This window comes from Streptomyces sp. NPDC007872, from assembly GCF_042868165.1.
Classification (GTDB): Bacteria; Actinomycetota; Actinomycetes; order Streptomycetales; family Streptomycetaceae; genus Streptomyces.
In genome coordinates, this window is sequence record NZ_JBIAEA010000009.1 from 159,564 (window position 1) to 175,121 (window position 15,558).

Below are 15,558 nucleotides of genomic sequence, written 5' to 3' on the forward strand. Positions count from 1 at the left end.
CGGATCCGCGCACGGCGCAAACCCCTGGGCCCGCGCACCGGGCGGCCGTAGCGTCCGGTGCATGACCGAGGGACACGCGTTCGTGCTGGGAGCGTCGGGACAGGTGGGGCGGGCGGTCGTACGGGCCCTCGCCACGGACGGCTGGGAGGTGACGGCCGCCTCGCGGGGCGGTGGCAGGGACGGGAGGTGGCCGGAGGAGGTCCGGTCGGTGCGGCTCGACCGGACCGAGGAGGGGGCGCTCGCGGCGGGGATCGGCGACGGCTGCGACGTGCTCGTGGACATCGTCGCGTACGACCGGGACCACGCCCGGCAGTTGACGGGGCTGGCCGACCGGGTCGGTTCGGCGGTGGTGGTGTCGAGCGGCGCGGTCTACGAGGACGACCGGGGGCGCAGCTTCGACACCCAGGACGAGCCGGGCGGCTTCCCCGCCTACCCGGTGCCGATCCCCGAGGAGTGGCCGACGGTCGCACCGGGCGACGCCACGTACGGGACGCGGAAGATCGCCCTGGAGCGGGAGCTGCTCGCGGCGGGCGACTCGCTGCCGACGACGCTGCTGCGGGCGGGCGCGATCCACGGGCCGCACTGCCCGGGGCCGCGCGAGCTGTGGTTCGTGAAGCGGGCGCTCGACGGGCGGCCGGTGCGGATCCTCGCGTACGGCGGGAGGTCGCGGTTCCACCCGGCGCACGTGGACAACCTCGCGGAGCTGGTCCGGCTCGCGGCGGCGAGGCCGGGGAGCCGGGTGCTCAACGGCGCCGATCCGCAGGCGCCGACGGTGGCGGAGATCGGGGCCGCGATCGACGCGGTCCTGGGGGTGGAGAGCGAGCGGGTGCTGATCGAGGGGGCGCCGGAGGGCCCCGGGGGCCTGGTGGGGCTCACGCCGTGGACGTCGGAGCACCCGGTCGTCTACGACATGGCGGCGGCGGAGCGGGAGCTGGGCTACCGGCCGGTGGTGTCGTACGCCGACTCGCTGCCGGAGACGGTGGAGTGGCTGGCCGGACGGGTGCGGGAGCGGGAGTGGCGGGAGGCGTTCCCGAACCTCGCGAAGTACGGGGTGGACTGGTTCGACTACGCGGCGGAGGACGCCTGGCTCGCGGCGCGCGGGTGACGCGGAGGTGGAGGGAGGGGCGCTCCCCCCCACCCCCGCGCCGGTGCCGCTACGGCTGCGGGGTGGCGTGCGGGGCGCAGGTCTGGTCCCTGGCGTCCAGCTTCCCGGTCAGCAGGTAGGCCTCGACCTTGGTGTTGAGGCACGGGTTGACCAGGCCGGTGATGCCGTGCGAGCCGGCGTCCCGCTCCGTGATCAGGCGCGAGCCCTTGAACCGCTTGTGCAGCTCGACGGCGCCGTCGTACGGGGTGGCGGCGTCGCGCTCGGACTGGGCGATGAGCACCGGCGGCAGACCCTGGTGGGTCTTCACCTCGACGGGCCGCCGGTGCGGGGCCGCCCAGGTGGCGCAGGGCAGGTTCATCCAAGCGTTGGCCCAGGTCATGAACGGGTACTTCTGGTGGAGGCGGGTGTTGTCCCGGTCCCACTTCTTCCAACTGGTCGGCCAGGGGGCGTCGGCGCACTCGACGGCGGTGTAGACGGCGTTGCCGTTCTCCGAGGAGATGTTGCCGGCCGTGTCGGTGGGGTCGGCGGCGGCCGAGTCGATCAGCGGCTGCGGGTCACCGGCGGCGTAGGCGCTCCAGGCCTCCGCGACCGGGGCCCACATGGAGTCGTAGTAGGGCGCGTTCTGGAAGAAGCCGATGAGCTCGGCCGGTCCGACCTTGCCGCCGAGGGGGTTCTTCTTGGCGGCGGCGCGCAGGACGTCCCACTGCTTGCGGACCTTGGCGTAGCTGTCGCCGAGGTGGTACGCGGCGTCGTTGCGGGCGACCCAGGTCATCCAGTCCTTGAGGCGGCCCTCGAAGGCGATGTCCTGGTCGAGGTTGGCCTCGTACCAGATCTTGTCCCGGGAGGGGTTGACGACGCTGTCGAGGACCATGCGGCGGACGTGGGTCGGGAAGAGGGTCCCGTAGACCGCGCCGAGATAGGTGCCGTAGGAGACGCCGACGAAGTTGAGCTTCTTCTCGCCGAGGGCGGCGCGGATGACGTCGAGGTCGCGGGCGCTGTTGGGCGTGGTCGTGAAGGGCAGCATGGCGCCGCTCTTCTCGGCGCAGCCGTCGGCGTACTCGGCGGCGAGCTTGCGCTGGGCGCGCTTGTCGGCCTCGCTGTCGGGGACCGGGTCGGCCTTGGGGCCCTTGACGAACTCGGTCGGGTCGACGCAGGAGATGGGGGCCGAGTGGCCGACGCCGCGCGGGTCGAAGCCGACGAAGTCGTAGGCCTTGGCGGCGCCCGCCCAGACGGCGTTCTTGGTGGTGACGCGGCGCGGGAAGCGCAGGCCGGAGGCGCCGGGGCCGCCGGGGTTGTAGAGCAGGGCGCCCTGGCGCTCGGCGGGGGTGCCGGTGGAGTTGATCCGGTCCACGGCGAGCTTGATCTTCTTGCCGTTGGGCTTGGCGTAGTCGACGGGGACGGTGACCCAGCCGCACTGGATCGGCTTCTCCAGGCCCCAGTCGGCCGGACAGTCCTGCCAGTCGATGCCGGTGGCCGCGGCCCTGGCCGCGGCCACGGCGACGCCGATCGACTCGGCGTCCTTGTGGTGCCGGTTGCTCTCGGCGTTCGCCGCCGGAGCCGCGAGCGCGCCCGCGACGAGCGTGCCCGCTATCAGCGTGCCGGCCGAGCCGAGCACTGTGGTGCGTCTCATGTGTCCTCCCCCGGTGGGGCGCCGTTTCCCGTGGTGGCGCCGGGTGTTGGTGGTCCAGGGGATCCTTTCGCCAGGGGGACCCGGGAGGAAAGGGAGAACAGGTGTTTCTTTGCCGAACCAATAACCGGAGAGCGGTGTACCGCTGAGCGGTGAACCGTCCGGCGCGGGCCGGTGGGGCTCAGAACGGGGCGAGCGCGTCCAGGGCGGTGTCGAGGAGGCGGCGCAGGGCCAGGGCGTCCGGGGCCACGGCGGTGACGAGGGCGGCGGGGCCGGCGAGCGGGGCGATCACCGCGTGCTCCCCGAGCAACCGGGTCTCCACCGGCTTTTCTTCGAACGCCGGGTCGACGACGAGGAGTTGTCCGGTGGCGCGGTGGCCGCCGAGGACCGCGCCGCCGTCCCAGCCGCCGGGGGCGCCGGGGCCGAAGGACAGCTCCTGGTCGAGCAGGGGGTGCCCGGCGCGGCGGACGGTGAGGCGGGTGGCGAGGGTGCCGGGCGGTTCGCCGTGCCGCCCGAGGACCTGCTCCTCGCGCAGCACGAGCCGGGCGGTGGGGGCGAGTTCGACGGTGGTCCGCATCCGCAGGTGCGAGCCCTCGACGGAGACGACCTGCTCGGGCAGCCAGCGGAGCACGCCGTCGTCCTCGACGTCGATCCGGACGTCGTACGCGGCGGGCCCGGCGCTCCGGCCCGGCAGGGCGAGGGTGGCGGCGGCCGAGTCGACCAGGAGCCGGGCCCCGGCCCGTACCCCCGCCTCGATCGCGAGCCGGTCGCCGCCGAGCGGGGCGCTCATCGCCCCGACGACGGTGACCCGGGTGTACGGCTCCGCCGCCCGGGTGCGGCGCAGGGCGAGCGGGCCGTCGCTCACCAGGAGCGGCAGCCCTCCGTCGGCGTCGGCGGCGATCCGGGCGGTGGCGCGCAGGCTCACGCGGTCCACGCCGCGAGCTGCGCCCCGACCCAGTCGGCGACGGGCCCGACGCCCTGCGCCGAGCGCAGGGAGGTGAAGAGGACGGGCAGGTCGCCGCGCTGCTCCTCGGCGTCGCGGGCCATCCGCTCCAGGTCGGAGCCGACGTACGGGGCGAGGTCGGTCTTGTTGACGACGAGGAGGTCGGCGGTGGTGACGCCGGGGCCGCCCTTGCGGGGGATGTCGTCGCCGCCGGCCACGTCGATGACGAAGATCTGGGCGTCGACGAGCCCCTTGGAGAAGGTGGCGGTGAGGTTGTCGCCGCCGGACTCGACGAGGATCAGGTCGAGCGGTCCGACGGCGTCCTCCAGCTCCTCGACGGCTTCGAGGTTGGCGGAGATGTCGTCGCGGATGGCGGTGTGCGGGCAGGCGCCGGTCTCCACGGCGCGGATGCGCTCGGGCGGCAGGACGGCCTCGCGGAGCAGGAACTCGGCGTCCTCGCGGGTGTAGATGTCGTTGGTGACGACGGCGAGGGAGAGGGTGTCGCGCAGGACGCGGCAGAGGGCGGCGACGGTGGCGGTCTTGCCGGAGCCGACCGGTCCGCCGAGTCCGACGCGCAGGGCGCGGCGGGTGCCGTCGGGGCGGTGGGCGTCGGCGGAGACGGCGCCGTGGTGGCTGTGGGCGTGGTCGAGGTGCATGGGGCGGCTCCGGGGTGGTCGTGTGTCGCGGAAGGGGGGGCGGGGCGCCGGGGCGTCAGGACGCGAAGAGGCGGACCGGCCAGGACGCGTGCTGTTCGGCGGTGAGGTCGAGCAGGGGCGCGGAGGCGGCCGGCAGGGCGTCCACCCCGTCCCGGGCGGCGGCCGCCGCCCGCTCGGCGACCCGGTCCATGTCGGGGGCGAGGCGGGCGAGGACGGCGGTGGCCCGGTAGGGGTCGAGGCCGAGGAGGCGCACCACCGCGGTCGCGGGACCGCCGACCGTCTCGTACGCCACGCAGTGCGCCGCGTCCTCGGGGCCGAGTCCGGCGGCCCGGGCGGCGGCGCCGAGGACGACGGGCTGGTGGGCGCCGCGCGGGAAGGCGGCCGCGAGCGCGTCGAGCCCGGGGTCGGGCCAGGCGGCGCGGGCGGCCCGCATCATCTGGCGGCCGAGCCGGCGGGCGGCGGCACGCAGGGCGGGCGAGGGGGTGCGGGCGTCGGCCGCCGCGTCGAGCGCGTCCGGGTCGAGCCCGTGCGCGGCTCCGGCGGCGAGCCCGGCGGAGGTGAGGCCCGTGGTGTGCAGGCGCCCCCGGCAGAAGGCCTCCAGGTCGTCGGCGTCCTTGATCCGGCCGGCCTTGACCGCGGCCTCGGCACCTCCGGAGTGGGCGTGCCCGCCGGCGGGGAACCGCCCGTCGGCGAGCACGAGCAGGGCCGAGCGCGTCCCCGTCCGCATCTCCGTTCGCGTCCCCATCAGAAGAGGAAGTAGCGCTGGGCCATGGGCAGTTCGGCGGCGGGGGCGGGTTCGACCGCCTCGCCGTCGATGGTCACCGTGAAGGTGTCCGCGTCGACCTCGACCCGGGGCAGCGCGTCGTTCTCGCGCATGTCGGCCTTGGTGACCCGCCGGGTGTTCCCGATGGGGGTGAACTCCTTGTGCACGTCCAGGCGTCGCGGCAGGTCGTCCTCGATCGCCGCCTCCGCGACGAAGTTGAAGGAGCCGGCCGCGGCGGCCTTGCCGAGCGCGCCGAACATCGGCCGGGGCAGGATCGGCTGGGGCGTGGGGATGGAGGCGTTGGCGTCGCCCATCTGGGCGTGGGCGATCTGGCCGCCCTTCATGACGACGAGCGGCTTCACACCGAAGAAGGCGGGCTCCCAGAGCACCAGGTCGGCGAGCTTCCCGGGCTCGACGGAGCCGATGAGGTGGTCCATGCCCTGGGCGGCGGCCGGGTTGATCGTGTACTTGGCGACGTAGCGGCGCGCCCGGTGGTTGTCGGCGCGGCCGTCCCCGGGCAGGGCGCCGCGCCGCTTCTTCATGACGTGGGCGGTCTGCCAGGTCCGCATGACGACCTCGCCGATCCGGCCCATGGCCTGGGAGTCGGAGGAGATGATCGAGAGGGCGCCGAGGTCGTGCAGGACGTCCTCGGCGGCGATGGTGGAGGGCCGGATGCGGGACTCCGCGAAGGCGAGGTCCTCGGGGACGGCCGGGTTGAGGTGGTGGCAGACCATCAGCATGTCGAGGTGTTCCTCGATGGTGTTGACGGTGTGCGGCCGGGTCGGGTTGGTGGAGCTGGGCAGGACGTACGGCTCGGAGACGACCGTGATGATGTCGGGGGCGTGCCCGCCGCCCGCGCCCTCGGTGTGGTACGCGTGGACGGTGCGGCCGGCGATGGCGGCGAGGGTGTCGCCGACGAAGCCGGCCTCGTTCAGGGTGTCGGTGTGGATGGCGAGCTGGGCGCCCGTCTCCTCGCACACGGTCAGGCAGGCGTCGATGACGGCCGGGGTGGCGCCCCAGTCCTCGTGGATCTTGAATCCGAGGGCTCCGCCGCGCAGTTGGGAGTGCATGGCCTCGAGGGACATGGTGTTGCCCTTGCCGAGGAGGCCGATGTTGACGGGGAAGGTGTCGAGCGCCTCGAACATCCGGGCCAGGTGCCAGGGGCCGGGGGTGATCGTGGTCGCCTTGGTGCCCTCGGCCGGCCCGGTGCCGCCGCCGACGAGGGTGGTGACACCGGTGGCGAGGGCCTGTTCGACGACGGTCGGCGAGATGAAGTGGACGTGGGCGTCGACGGCTCCGGCGGTGACGATCCGCCCGTTGCCGACGACGACCTCGGTCTCGGGGCCGATCACGAGGTCGGGGTGGACGCCGTCCATGGTGTCGGGGTTGCCGGCCTTGCCGAGGGCGGTGATCCGTCCGTCCCGGATGCCGATGTCGGCCTTGACGATCCCCCAGTGGTCGATGACCACGGCGCCGGTGATCACGGTGTCGGGGGCGCCCTCGGCGCGGGTGGTGCGGGCCTGCCCCATGGACTCGCGAATGACCTTGCCGCCGCCGAAGACGGCCTCCTCGCCCGCGCGGCCGGGGCCGCCGGAGCGGTCCTCCTCGATCTCCACGAACAGGTCGGTGTCGGCGAGGCGGATCCGGTCGCCGGTGGTGGGGCCGAACAGGTCGGCGTACACGGCGCGGTGCAGCTCAGGCACGGGGGTCTCCGTTCGCCCCGGCGGGGGTCGCTTCGGTGCTCGGGAGGGTCTCGGCGTCGAGCGGACCGGCGGTCTCCGCGTCGAGCGGACCGGCGGTCTCGCCGCGCAGTCCGGGCACGACGCGGCGGCCGGCGATCGGGACGAGTTCGACCTCGACCGGGATGCCGGGCTCGAAGCGGACGGCGGTCCCGGCGGCGATGTGCAGCCGCCGCCCGCGCGCGGCGGCGCGGTCGAACTCCAGACCGGGGTTGACCTCGGCGAAGTGGTAGTGGGAGCCGACCTGGACGGGCCGGTCGGCGGCGTTGAGCACGGTGAGGCGGGTGACGGGGCGCCCCTCGTTGAGGACGACGGGGCCGTCCGCGTGCAGGATCTCTCCGGGGATCATTCGGCGGCGCCCGCTCAGACGATGGGGTCGTGGACGGTGACGAGCTTGGTGCCGTCCGGGAAGGTGGCCTCGACCTGGACGTCGTGGATCATCTCGGGGATGCCCTCCATGACGTCGGCGCGGGTGAGCACCTTGCGGCCGGAGGCCATCAGCTCGGCGACGGTCCGGCCGTCGCGGGCGCCCTCCAGGATGTGGGAGGTCAGGAGGGCGACGGCCTCGGGGTGGTTGAGCCGTACGCCCCGGGCCCGGCGCTTCTCGGCCACGTCCGCCGCCACATGGATGAGCAGGCGCTCCTGCTCGTGCGGGCTCAGTTGCACTCTTCCACCTCACAGTCGTCGACCGGGACGGCACCCGGACAGCGCGGACCCTACCGACCGTCAACACTCTGTTGAACTGCCTGGATGCGGCCCACGGAGAGACATTGCACGTTAGGGCGGAAGTTTTTCCGGCTCGTTAACTCCGGCTTTGCGTTCCCATGATCATCCGACTGATGGCGCCCGCACGGACCCCTCAGGGCGCGCCGGGCTCGCGGTGGCGGGCGGCGAGGCCGAAGCGCCCCTGTTCGCCGGGGGCGGAGTCGACGGAGTGGAAGCCGGAGACCGACCGGATCACCCGCTCCTCCTCCTGCTGCGCCGCCGCTTCGAGTACGTCCAGGTCAGCGGCGGACACCAGGGCGACGAGGGGCTTCCCGTGGCGGGTGACGACGACGCGTTCACCGCCGTACACGACGCGGTTGATGAGGTCCGCGAGCTCGGCTCGCGCTTGCGTCACCGGGATCTCGTAGGTCATGCTCCTCATCTTACGGCCTGTACGTCCTGTACATTTTTTACAGATGGAGGCGACCGCCATGGATGCTCGACACGTCCTGCCCGAGTTCACGGAGCGGACCGCCTTCGGGGCCCGGACCCTCGATCTGTACGCGAAGCTGATGGAGTCCCGGATCGTCTTCCTCGGCACCCGGATCGACGAGACCTCGTCCAACGACGTGATCAGCCAGCTCCTGTACCTGGAGTACGCGGCGCCCGACCGGGACGTCGCGCTCTACATCAACTCCCCCGGCGGCTCCGTCACCTCCATGACCGCGATCCACGACACGATCCGGACGCTCGCCTGCGACGTGGCCACCACCTGCCTGGGCCAGGCCGCCTCCACCGCCGCCGTCCTGCTCGCCGCCGGGACGCCGGGCAAGCGCACGATGCTCCCCGGCGCCCGGGTCACGCTCCGGCAGCCCGCCGTGGAGGAGCCCTTGCGGGGCCGGCCGGGCGACATGGCCATCCAGGCCCGCGAACTGCTCCGCCGGCGCGCCCTGATGGCCGGACTGCTCGCCGAGCACACCGGACGGAGCAGCGAGCGGGTCGACGCCGACCTCGACCGCCTCACGGTCCTGGACGCCCCGGCCGCCGTCGAGTACGGGCTCGTGGACCACGTGATCACGAGCCGGCGCGCCGCGGCCGGCGGCGCGGCACGGTGAGCGGGCCGTGGTTCCCGAGCTGCCGCCGCTGCCGGCCCTGACGCGGGCCGAGGGCGAGCTGGTCGACGCGTACCTCGCGGTCGTCGACCTCCTGGGGAGGATCAACCCATCCAGAAGTACGCATACCTATGGGGCCCTGAGGGCGGCTCAGGCCCTGGTGGGGCGTGCGGAGGAGCTGCGCGAGGCCCTGGCGCTCATGCACGCGCGGGGCGAGAGCGAGGTCCACGCGGACACCCTGGCGCGCGCCCTGCGGGTGTTGGACGGGGAGCGGCGGGCCGGCCGGGTCACGCTCCCCCGGGCCTGACGGAGTTGACATTCCGGCATGTCGTGTCGAGGGCCGGACGGCCGACAGCCGCACCGGAAGCACTCGTCCGTTCGATGGAGTCGACGAGTCGACATATGGCTCCGGCGAGTTGCGCACCGGGGGTACACATCCGGCCGAATCGGGCGCTCCCTTGCTGGTGCGGGGCCCGTGGGCCAAACCTCCGACGATCACGAAAGCATCCTGTCCACCCGAATGGATCAGTCGTGAGGACTCTCACATATCGCTGTTTCCACTCGGATTTCGACCAAGCTGTGGGGCAAGATCCCTGCCGACGACAAGCCCCCGCCATCCGAGGCGGGGCGGTCCGGGCGGACGCCGAGTCCTGCCGCCGTCCCGGACGCCTGGTCGACAGGATTGGATCGGCAGGAGTGGAGGACCCGAGCAGTACGGGCCGTACGCGCTGTTTCCGCAGCGGGGCCGGCCCTTGGGGTGAAGCCGCAGCCGCGGCCGGGCATCTTCGCCTGCCCGAACCCGACAGGTCATCCTTCACAGGCGGCTGACGAAGGGTTGCGCATGACTGCGCAGATGCACGTCCCGTCCCTGCTGTCCCGGGCCGGAGCCGTCTCGGCTCTCACCCTCGCCGCCGTCGGCGGCACGCTGCTCGCGCCGGGCACGGCACCGGAGGCCCAGGCGGTGACCTCACACGCGAACAAGGCGCTGAGCATCGCCGCCTCCAAGAAGGGGGCGCCGTACCGCTACGGGGCCGCGGGGCCCTCCCGGTTCGACTGCTCGGGCCTGACGCTCTACGCGTACAAGAAGGCGGGCAAGTCGCTGCCCCGCACCGCGCAGCAGCAGTACAACAAGACCCGGCACATCACGGCCGGCAGCAGGCAGAAGGGGGACCTGGTCTTCTTCCACTCCGGCGGGAAGGTCTACCACGTGGGCATCTACGCCGGGAGCGGCAAGATCTGGCACTCGCCCAAGACGGGCTCCTGGGTGAAGCTCGACAAGATCTGGTCCTCGAAGGTCTACTACGGACGCGTCCGGTGACCCCGCCCGGGCGCTGACCGGGCGCCGTGGAGGACGCCGGGGGGTGCGGTGGCGCCGCCGCACCCGAACCGCCGTCCCGGGGGGTCCCGGTCGCCGGACGGGCCCTAACAGCCCACCGGTGCGGCCGCCTTCCACGGCAGGACGATGCCGACCGTCTTGCCGCCGTCCGCGGTCGGGGTCACCGAGAGGCGACCGCCGGACTCCGCCGCCAGGGAGCGGATGATCACCATGCCGCGCCCGTTGTCCTGCTGGACCGCCGCCGGAAGGCGGCGGGGGCGGCGCGGATGGCTGTCCGTGACGCCGACGTGGAGCTGCTCGCCGCGGTCCAGGCGGACGTCCACCGTGAAGGTGGGCGACTGACCGAAGGTGTGCAGGACGGCGTTGGTGGCCAGTTCCGAGACGACCAGACGGACCGCGTCCGCCTGGTCGGAGAACTCGTCGAGCCCCCAGTCGGTGAGGACCTCCGCGACGAACCGCCGGGCGGTGGGGACCGAGGCGGGCTCGCTCGGCAGGGTGACGGATGCTTCCTGATGGTCTGCCATGGCGAACTCTGTCCCTTTCCCGCCGGGGCCGCTGCCCCGGATCTCGCACTGCGCGTCAGAGTCCCACCGATGCTGCCGCGCCGTACCGGGTTCCACCGGGAAAGGGCCCGTCTGTCGCCCGAAGCGGTGAACCGTACGACGTGTGAACGCCCCCGGCCCGTACGTCAGACGGCGGGCGCGGTCCGCAGGACCGTCTCCACGGCGCGGTCGATCTGCGCATCTGTCAGGTCGGCGCGTGCCGTGAGGCGCAGGCGCGAGACGCCGTCGGGGACGGACGGGGGCCGGAAGCAGCCGACCGCCAGGCCCTGTTCCCGGCAGTCCGCCGCCCAGCGCAGCGCCGCCTCCGGGGAGGGGGCGCGGACCGAGACCACGGCCGCGTCGGGCCGGGCCGCCGTCAGGCCGGCCGCGGTCAGCCGCTCGTACAGGCCGGTGGCGACGGCGCGGACCCGCCCGGCGAGCCCCGGTTCGGCCGCGATCAGGCGCAGGCTCGCGAGGGCGCCGCCGACGGCGGCCGGGGCGAGGCCGGTGTCGAAGATGAAGGTGCGGGCGGCGTTCACCAGGTGCTCGATGACCCGGGCCGGGCCGAGGACCGCGCCGCCCTGGCTGCCCAGGGACTTGGAGAGGGTCAGGGTGGCGACCACGTCCTCGTCGCCCGCTAGCCCGGCGCCGTGCGACGCGCCCCGGCCGCCGTCGCCGAGGACGCCGAAGCCGTGGGCGTCGTCCACGACGAGCCCGGCGCCGTGCGCGCGGCAGGCGGCGGCGAGTTCCGCGAGCGGGGCCCGGTCGCCGTCGACGGAGAAGACGGAGTCGCTGACGACGAGGGCCCGGCGCCCGGGGTGGGCCTCCAGCGTCTTGCGTACGGCCTCGGGGTCGGCGTGCGGGACGACGGCGGTCTCGGCGCGCGCCAGGCGGCAGCCGTCCACCAGGGAGGCGTGGTTGGCGGCGTCCGAGACGATCAGGGAGTCCCGGCCGCCGAGCGCGGTGAGCACGGCGAGGTTGGCGGCGTAGCCGGAGGAGAAGACGAGGGCCGCCTCGAAGCCGCAGAAGGCGGCGAGTTCGCGCTCCAGGTCGGTGTGGAGCAGGGTGGTGCCGGTGACGAGCCGGGAGCCGGTGGCGCCGGCGCCCCAGCGCCGGGCCGCCCCGGCCGCCGCCCCGGTGACCTCGGGCCTGCGGGTGAGGCCCAGGTAGTCGTTGCCCGCCAGGTCGAGGAGGTCCGACTCGGCCGCCCGGGGCCGCAGCGTGCGGACGAGGCCGGCGTCGGCCCGGCGGCGCGCCTCGGCGTCGGTCCAGTCGAAGGCGGTGCGGCGCGGAGCCGCGGCCGCCCGCGCGTCGTCGGCCCGTGCGTCGGCGGCCTGTGTGTCGTCCGCCCGCCCGTCCGCCCGTCCGTCGGCGGCCTGTGCGTCGTCGGCCTGTGGCATGCGGGATCCTCCGTCGGCGCCCTCGCCGGCCGGTCGGCCGTCGGCGGCTTTTGTAGGCAGCGCACAGACCCTAACCGCAGGAGAACGGGATCGTGGTGTGGTCATCCACACACCCCGAACGGCGCCGTTTGTTCGGATCCTCCTTGGCCCGGGGGCGGGCGGTAGGCAAGGATCAGCGGTTATGGACCTGCTGAACACGCTGGTGGAGAAGGGGCTGCGGCGCGAGCCGCCGACCCGTGAAGAAGCGCTCGCCGTCCTGGCGACCTCCGACGACGAACTGCTCGATGTGGTGGCCGCGGCCGGCAAGGTGCGCCGTCGGTGGTTCGGGCGGCGGGTGAAGCTCAACTACCTGGTCAACCTCAAGTCCGGCCTGTGCCCCGAGGACTGCTCGTACTGCTCGCAGCGGCTCGGCTCCAAGGCGGAGATCCTCAAGTACACCTGGCTGAAGCCGGACGAGGCGTCGCAGGCCGCCGCGGCGGGCGTCGCGGGCGGCGCCAAGCGGGTGTGCCTGGTGGCGAGCGGGCGCGGTCCGACGGACCGGGACGTGGAGCGGGTCGGCAGGACCATCGAGGCCATCAAGGAGCAGAACGAGGGCGTCGAGGTGTGCGCCTGCCTCGGCCTGCTCTCGGACGGCCAGGCGGAGCGGCTGCGGGAGGCCGGCGCCGACGCGTACAACCACAACCTGAACACCTCCGAGGCGACGTACGGGGGGATCACCAAGACCCACACGTACGCCGACCGGGTGGACACCGTGCAGAAGGCGCACGCGGCGGGCCTGTCGGCCTGTTCGGGCCTGATCGCGGGCATGGGCGAGGCCGACGGGGACCTGGTCGACGTCGTGTACGCGCTGCGGGAGCTGGGCTCGGACTCGGTGCCGGTCAACTTCCTCATCCCGTTCGAGGGCACCCCGCTCGCCAAGGAGTGGAACCTGACCCCGCAGCGCTGTCTGCGGATCCTGGCGATGGTCCGCTTCGTCTGCCCCGACGTCGAGGTGCGGATCGCCGGCGGCCGCGAGGTGCACCTGCGCTCGATGCAGCCGCTCGCGCTGCACATCGCGAACTCGATCTTCCTGGGCGACTACCTCACCAGTGAGGGCCAGGCCGGCCAGGCCGACCTGGACATGATCGCGGACGCGGGCTTCGAGGTGGAGGGCATGGGCACGCCCACGCTGCCCGCGCACCGCGCGGACGCGCTCGCGGCGGCCGGCGGCGGCTGCGGTTCGGGCGCGGGCGCGGAGGCCGGGGGCGGTTGCGGCTCGCACGCCCCGGCGGAGAGCGGCGCGGCGGAGGGTGGCGCGGGCTGCGGTTCGCACGCGTCGGCCGAGGCCGGTACGGGCTGCGGCTCGCACTCCGGTGGCGGCTGCGGTCCCTGCGGCGGTCACGTCCCGGACCGGGAGCCCGGCGCGGCCCCGGCCGCCGAGGCCGCGCCGGGCGGCGCCCGGACCGATCTGGTGGCGGTGCGCCGCCGGGGAGCCGGGACGGACCTCGCGCCGAATGCGTAACGACGAGCTCCTCGCCCTGGACCGGGCGCACGTCTGGCACCCGTACGGCCCCATGCCGGGCCGCGCGGAGCCGCTGGTCGTCGCGTCCGCGTCCGGGGTGCGCCTCCGGCTCGCCGAACCCGCCGAGGGGCGGGCCGAGTTGATCGACGGCATGTCCTCGTGGTGGTCGGCGGTCCACGGCTACAACCACCCCGTCCTCAACGAGGCGGTGCGCGGCCAGCTCGACCGGATGAGCCACGTCATGTTCGGCGGGCTCACCCACGAGCCGGCCGTCCGCCTCGCGAGCCGGCTCGTGGAGATCACCCCCGAGCCGCTGCGGCACGTCTTCCTCAGCGACTCGGGCTCGGTCTCCGTCGAGGTGGCGGTCAAGATGTGCCTGCAGTACTGGCGTTCGCTCGGGCGTCCCGAGAAGCGGCGGCTCCTCACCTGGCGCGGCGGCTACCACGGGGACACCTGGCAGCCGATGTCGGTGTGCGACCCCGAGGGCGGGATGCACGAGCTGTGGACCGGGGTCCTCCAGCCGCAGGTCTTCACGGACGCCCCGCCGGCCGCGTACGAGGAGTCGTACGCGGAGCTGCTGCGGACCGCGATCGGGCGGCACGCGCACGAGCTGGCCGCGGTGGTCGTGGAGCCGGTGGTGCAGGGCGCGGGCGGGATGCGCTTCCACGACCCGGGCTATCTGCGGGTGCTGCGGGAGGCCTGCGACGAGCACGGCGTGCTGCTGGTGTTCGACGAGATCGCGACCGGGTTCGGGCGCACGGGCACGCTGTTCGCGGCCGACGCGGCCGGAGTCTCCCCCGACGTGATGTGCGTGGGCAAGGCGCTGACGGGCGGTTACCTGTCGATGGCCGCGACGCTCTGCACGGGCCGGGTGGCCGACGGGATCTCGCGGGGCGAGGTGCCGGTCCTGGCGCACGGACCGACGTTCATGGGGAACCCGCTGGCCTCGGCGGTGGCCCTGGCCTCGATCGACCTGCTGCTCTCGCGGGACTGGCAGGTCGAGGTCAAGCGGATCGAGGCCGGGCTGCGCGAGGGGCTCGCCCCGGCGGCCGCCCTGCCGGGCGTGCGGGACGTGCGGGTGCTCGGCGCGATCGGGGTCGTCCAGCTCGACCACGGGGTCGACATGGCGGCGGCGACGCGCGCGGCGGTCCGGGAGGGCGTGTGGCTGCGCCCGTTCCGGGACCTGATCTACACGATGCCGCCGTACGTGACCGGCGACGAGGACGTGGCCCGGATCTGCGCGGCGGTACGGGCCGCCGCGGCGGCGGGCTGACCGAAGGATGGAGCGGACTGTGGGAATCGTCGTCGTCAGCGGCACCGGGACCGAGATCGGCAAGACGGTCGTGACCGCGGCCGTCGCCGCCGTCGCGACCGCCGCCGGGCGGTCGGTCGCCGTACTGAAGCCGGCGCAGACGGGCGTCGGGCCGGACGAGCGGGGTGACGCGGACGAGGTCGTACGGCTCTCGGGCGCCGCCGCCTCGGCCGAACTGGGCCGCTTCCCGGAGCCGCTGGCCCCCGGTACGGCCGCCCGGCGGGCCGGGCTCGCACCGGTCGGGCCCCGGGAGGTCGCCGAGGCCGCCCGGAAGCTGGCCGCCGAGCACGACCTGGTCCTCGTGGAGGGGGCGGGCGGGCTGCTCGTCCGCTTCGACGAGGAGGGCGGCACGCTCGCGGACGCGGCGGCGCTGCTCGGCGCGCCGGTCCTGGTGGTGGCCCCGGCCGGGCTCGGGACGCTCAACTCGGCGGCCCTGACCGGCGAGGCGCTGCGGGCGCGCGGCATCGGCCACCTGGGCGTGGTGGTCGGCAGTTGGCCGGCCGCGCCGGACCTGGCGGCCCGCTGCAACCTGGCCGACCTGCCGGAGGCGGCGGGCGCGCCCCTGCTCGGAGCCGTACCGGAGGGCTCGGGCTCCCTGTCCCCGGCGGACTTCCGCGCGACGGCGGGGAACTGGCTGGCCCCGGCCCTGGGCGGGACGTGGGACGCGGACGCGTTCACGGAAACGCACGCGGAGCCGTACGGGGGCTGACACCGGCCGGGGCGCCCGGGGACTCCGGCGCCCCGCGCGCCCGGGTCGCGGTCCCGGCCGTGCTCCCGGGGTGCGGGCCCCTCGTACGGGCCGGGCCCCGGCCCGTCG

17 protein-coding genes and 1 riboswitch are annotated in these 15,558 nt (G+C 74.3%); of the genes, 7 read left to right on the forward strand and 10 right to left on the reverse strand.

Features of this window, described 5'->3' with window-relative positions; translation table 11 throughout:
* Positions 1 to 61 precede the first annotated feature (61 nt).
* Positions 62 to 1,105 carry an NAD-dependent epimerase/dehydratase family protein gene (locus ACFYNX_RS28115; protein ID WP_388665282.1) on the forward strand — a complete coding sequence of 348 codons (1,044 nt, stop codon included), beginning with the start codon at positions 62 to 64 and terminating at the stop codon, positions 1,103 to 1,105.
* 49 nt (positions 1,106 to 1,154) lie between these two features.
* Here the strand turns inward: ACFYNX_RS28115 and ACFYNX_RS28120 are convergent, their stop codons facing one another.
* From ACFYNX_RS28120 to ACFYNX_RS28155, 8 genes are all read right to left on the reverse strand, one after another.
* Positions 1,155 to 2,735: an alpha/beta hydrolase gene (locus ACFYNX_RS28120; RefSeq protein WP_388665284.1), complete on the reverse strand. Its 1,581-nt coding sequence runs from the start codon at positions 2,733 to 2,735 to the stop codon at positions 1,155 to 1,157.
* 178 nt (positions 2,736 to 2,913) lie between these two features.
* A complete protein-coding gene (locus ACFYNX_RS28125) occupies positions 2,914 to 3,657 on the reverse strand; it encodes an urease accessory protein UreD (RefSeq protein WP_388665486.1) in 744 nt (247 codons plus the stop codon).
* Positions 3,654 to 4,331, reverse strand: coding sequence for an urease accessory protein UreG (ureG, locus tag ACFYNX_RS28130; RefSeq protein WP_388665286.1), 678 nt, complete (start codon positions 4,329 to 4,331; stop codon positions 3,654 to 3,656). The genes ACFYNX_RS28125 and ureG overlap by 4 nt, the downstream gene beginning before the upstream one ends.
* 55 nt (positions 4,332 to 4,386) lie before the next feature.
* Entirely contained in the window at positions 4,387 to 5,076 is a 690-nt protein-coding gene (locus ACFYNX_RS28135) for an urease accessory protein UreF (protein WP_388665288.1), read from the reverse strand.
* Positions 5,076 to 6,797 carry an urease subunit alpha gene (locus ACFYNX_RS28140; protein WP_388665290.1) on the reverse strand — a complete coding sequence of 574 codons (1,722 nt, stop codon included), beginning with the start codon at positions 6,795 to 6,797 and terminating at the stop codon, positions 5,076 to 5,078. Before ACFYNX_RS28140 ends, ACFYNX_RS28135 begins: the two co-directional genes overlap by 1 nt.
* Positions 6,790 to 7,182, reverse strand: coding sequence for an urease subunit beta (locus tag ACFYNX_RS28145; RefSeq protein ID WP_388665292.1), 393 nt, complete (start codon positions 7,180 to 7,182; stop codon positions 6,790 to 6,792). The genes ACFYNX_RS28140 and ACFYNX_RS28145 overlap by 8 nt, the downstream gene beginning before the upstream one ends.
* A 14-nt stretch (positions 7,183 to 7,196) precedes the next feature.
* A complete protein-coding gene (locus ACFYNX_RS28150; RefSeq protein ID WP_125662317.1) occupies positions 7,197 to 7,499 on the reverse strand; it encodes an urease subunit gamma in 303 nt (100 codons plus the stop codon).
* A 193-nt stretch (positions 7,500 to 7,692) separates the two neighbouring features.
* Positions 7,693 to 7,971, reverse strand: a complete 279-nt coding sequence (locus tag ACFYNX_RS28155) for a type II toxin-antitoxin system Phd/YefM family antitoxin (RefSeq protein ID WP_388665295.1) — start codon at positions 7,969 to 7,971, stop codon at positions 7,693 to 7,695.
* Positions 7,972 to 8,029: 58 nt separating this feature from the next.
* On the opposite strand from ACFYNX_RS28155, the gene ACFYNX_RS28160 reads away from it, so the two are divergent.
* From ACFYNX_RS28160 to ACFYNX_RS28170, 3 genes are all read left to right on the forward strand, one after another.
* A complete protein-coding gene (locus ACFYNX_RS28160; RefSeq protein WP_388665297.1) occupies positions 8,030 to 8,653 on the forward strand; it encodes an ATP-dependent Clp protease proteolytic subunit in 624 nt (207 codons plus the stop codon).
* Between the two features lie 7 nt (positions 8,654 to 8,660).
* Positions 8,661 to 8,957, forward strand: a complete 297-nt coding sequence (locus ACFYNX_RS28165) for a hypothetical protein (protein ID WP_365548337.1) — start codon at positions 8,661 to 8,663, stop codon at positions 8,955 to 8,957.
* 400 nt (positions 8,958 to 9,357) lie between these two features.
* Positions 9,358 to 9,488, forward strand: a riboswitch (cyclic di-AMP (ydaO/yuaA leader).
* A gap of 3 nt (positions 9,489 to 9,491) precedes the next feature.
* The gene (locus ACFYNX_RS28170) at positions 9,492 to 9,968 is read left to right on the forward strand and encodes a C40 family peptidase (protein WP_388665300.1); all 477 of its coding nucleotides are present in this window, start codon (positions 9,492 to 9,494) and stop codon (positions 9,966 to 9,968) included.
* A 104-nt stretch (positions 9,969 to 10,072) separates the two neighbouring features.
* Here the strand turns inward: ACFYNX_RS28170 and ACFYNX_RS28175 are convergent, their stop codons facing one another.
* Together ACFYNX_RS28175 and ACFYNX_RS28180 are read right to left on the reverse strand one after the other, a co-directional pair.
* Positions 10,073 to 10,510, reverse strand: coding sequence for an ATP-binding protein (locus tag ACFYNX_RS28175; protein WP_388665302.1), 438 nt, complete (start codon positions 10,508 to 10,510; stop codon positions 10,073 to 10,075).
* Between the two features lie 164 nt (positions 10,511 to 10,674).
* Complete coding sequence (locus ACFYNX_RS28180; protein WP_388665304.1) at positions 10,675 to 11,928, reverse strand: 8-amino-7-oxononanoate synthase; 1,254 nt, start codon at positions 11,926 to 11,928, stop codon at positions 10,675 to 10,677.
* Between the two features lie 181 nt (positions 11,929 to 12,109).
* Here ACFYNX_RS28180 and bioB point away from each other — a divergent pair, with 181 nt between their 5' ends.
* From bioB to bioD, 3 genes are read left to right on the forward strand one after another with little or no spacing between them, the layout of a single operon-like run.
* On the forward strand, positions 12,110 to 13,429 hold the full coding sequence (gene bioB / locus ACFYNX_RS28185) for a biotin synthase BioB (protein ID WP_388665306.1): 1,320 nt from the start codon (positions 12,110 to 12,112) through the stop codon (positions 13,427 to 13,429).
* Entirely contained in the window at positions 13,422 to 14,702 is a 1,281-nt protein-coding gene (locus tag ACFYNX_RS28190; protein WP_365548353.1) for an adenosylmethionine--8-amino-7-oxononanoate transaminase, read from the forward strand. Before bioB ends, ACFYNX_RS28190 begins: the two co-directional genes overlap by 8 nt.
* 19 nt (positions 14,703 to 14,721) lie before the next feature.
* A complete protein-coding gene (gene bioD, locus ACFYNX_RS28195; protein WP_388665309.1) occupies positions 14,722 to 15,450 on the forward strand; it encodes a dethiobiotin synthase in 729 nt (242 codons plus the stop codon).
* Positions 15,451 to 15,558 lie beyond the last annotated feature (108 nt).

Coding starts and splice junctions, on each gene's coding strand:
- ACFYNX_RS28115 (WP_388665282.1), top strand. CDS start 62: ATGACCGAGGGACACGCGTTCGTGCTGGGAGCGTCGGGACAGGTGGGG.
- ACFYNX_RS28120 (WP_388665284.1), bottom strand. CDS start 2,735: ATGAGACGCACCACAGTGCTCGGCTCGGCCGGCACGCTGATAGCGGGC.
- ureG (WP_388665286.1), bottom strand. CDS start 4,331: ATGCACCTCGACCACGCCCACAGCCACCACGGCGCCGTCTCCGCCGAC.
- ACFYNX_RS28135 (WP_388665288.1), bottom strand. CDS start 5,076: ATGGGGACGCGAACGGAGATGCGGACGGGGACGCGCTCGGCCCTGCTC.
- ACFYNX_RS28145 (WP_388665292.1), bottom strand. CDS start 7,182: ATGATCCCCGGAGAGATCCTGCACGCGGACGGCCCCGTCGTCCTCAAC.
- ACFYNX_RS28155 (WP_388665295.1), bottom strand. CDS start 7,971: ATGACCTACGAGATCCCGGTGACGCAAGCGCGAGCCGAGCTCGCGGAC.
- ACFYNX_RS28160 (WP_388665297.1), top strand. CDS start 8,030: ATGGATGCTCGACACGTCCTGCCCGAGTTCACGGAGCGGACCGCCTTC.
- ACFYNX_RS28170 (WP_388665300.1), top strand. CDS start 9,492: ATGACTGCGCAGATGCACGTCCCGTCCCTGCTGTCCCGGGCCGGAGCC.
- ACFYNX_RS28175 (WP_388665302.1), bottom strand. CDS start 10,510: ATGGCAGACCATCAGGAAGCATCCGTCACCCTGCCGAGCGAGCCCGCC.
- ACFYNX_RS28180 (WP_388665304.1), bottom strand. CDS start 11,928: ATGCCACAGGCCGACGACGCACAGGCCGCCGACGGACGGGCGGACGGG.
- bioB (WP_388665306.1), top strand. CDS start 12,110: ATGGACCTGCTGAACACGCTGGTGGAGAAGGGGCTGCGGCGCGAGCCG.
- ACFYNX_RS28190 (WP_365548353.1), top strand. CDS start 13,422: ATGCGTAACGACGAGCTCCTCGCCCTGGACCGGGCGCACGTCTGGCAC.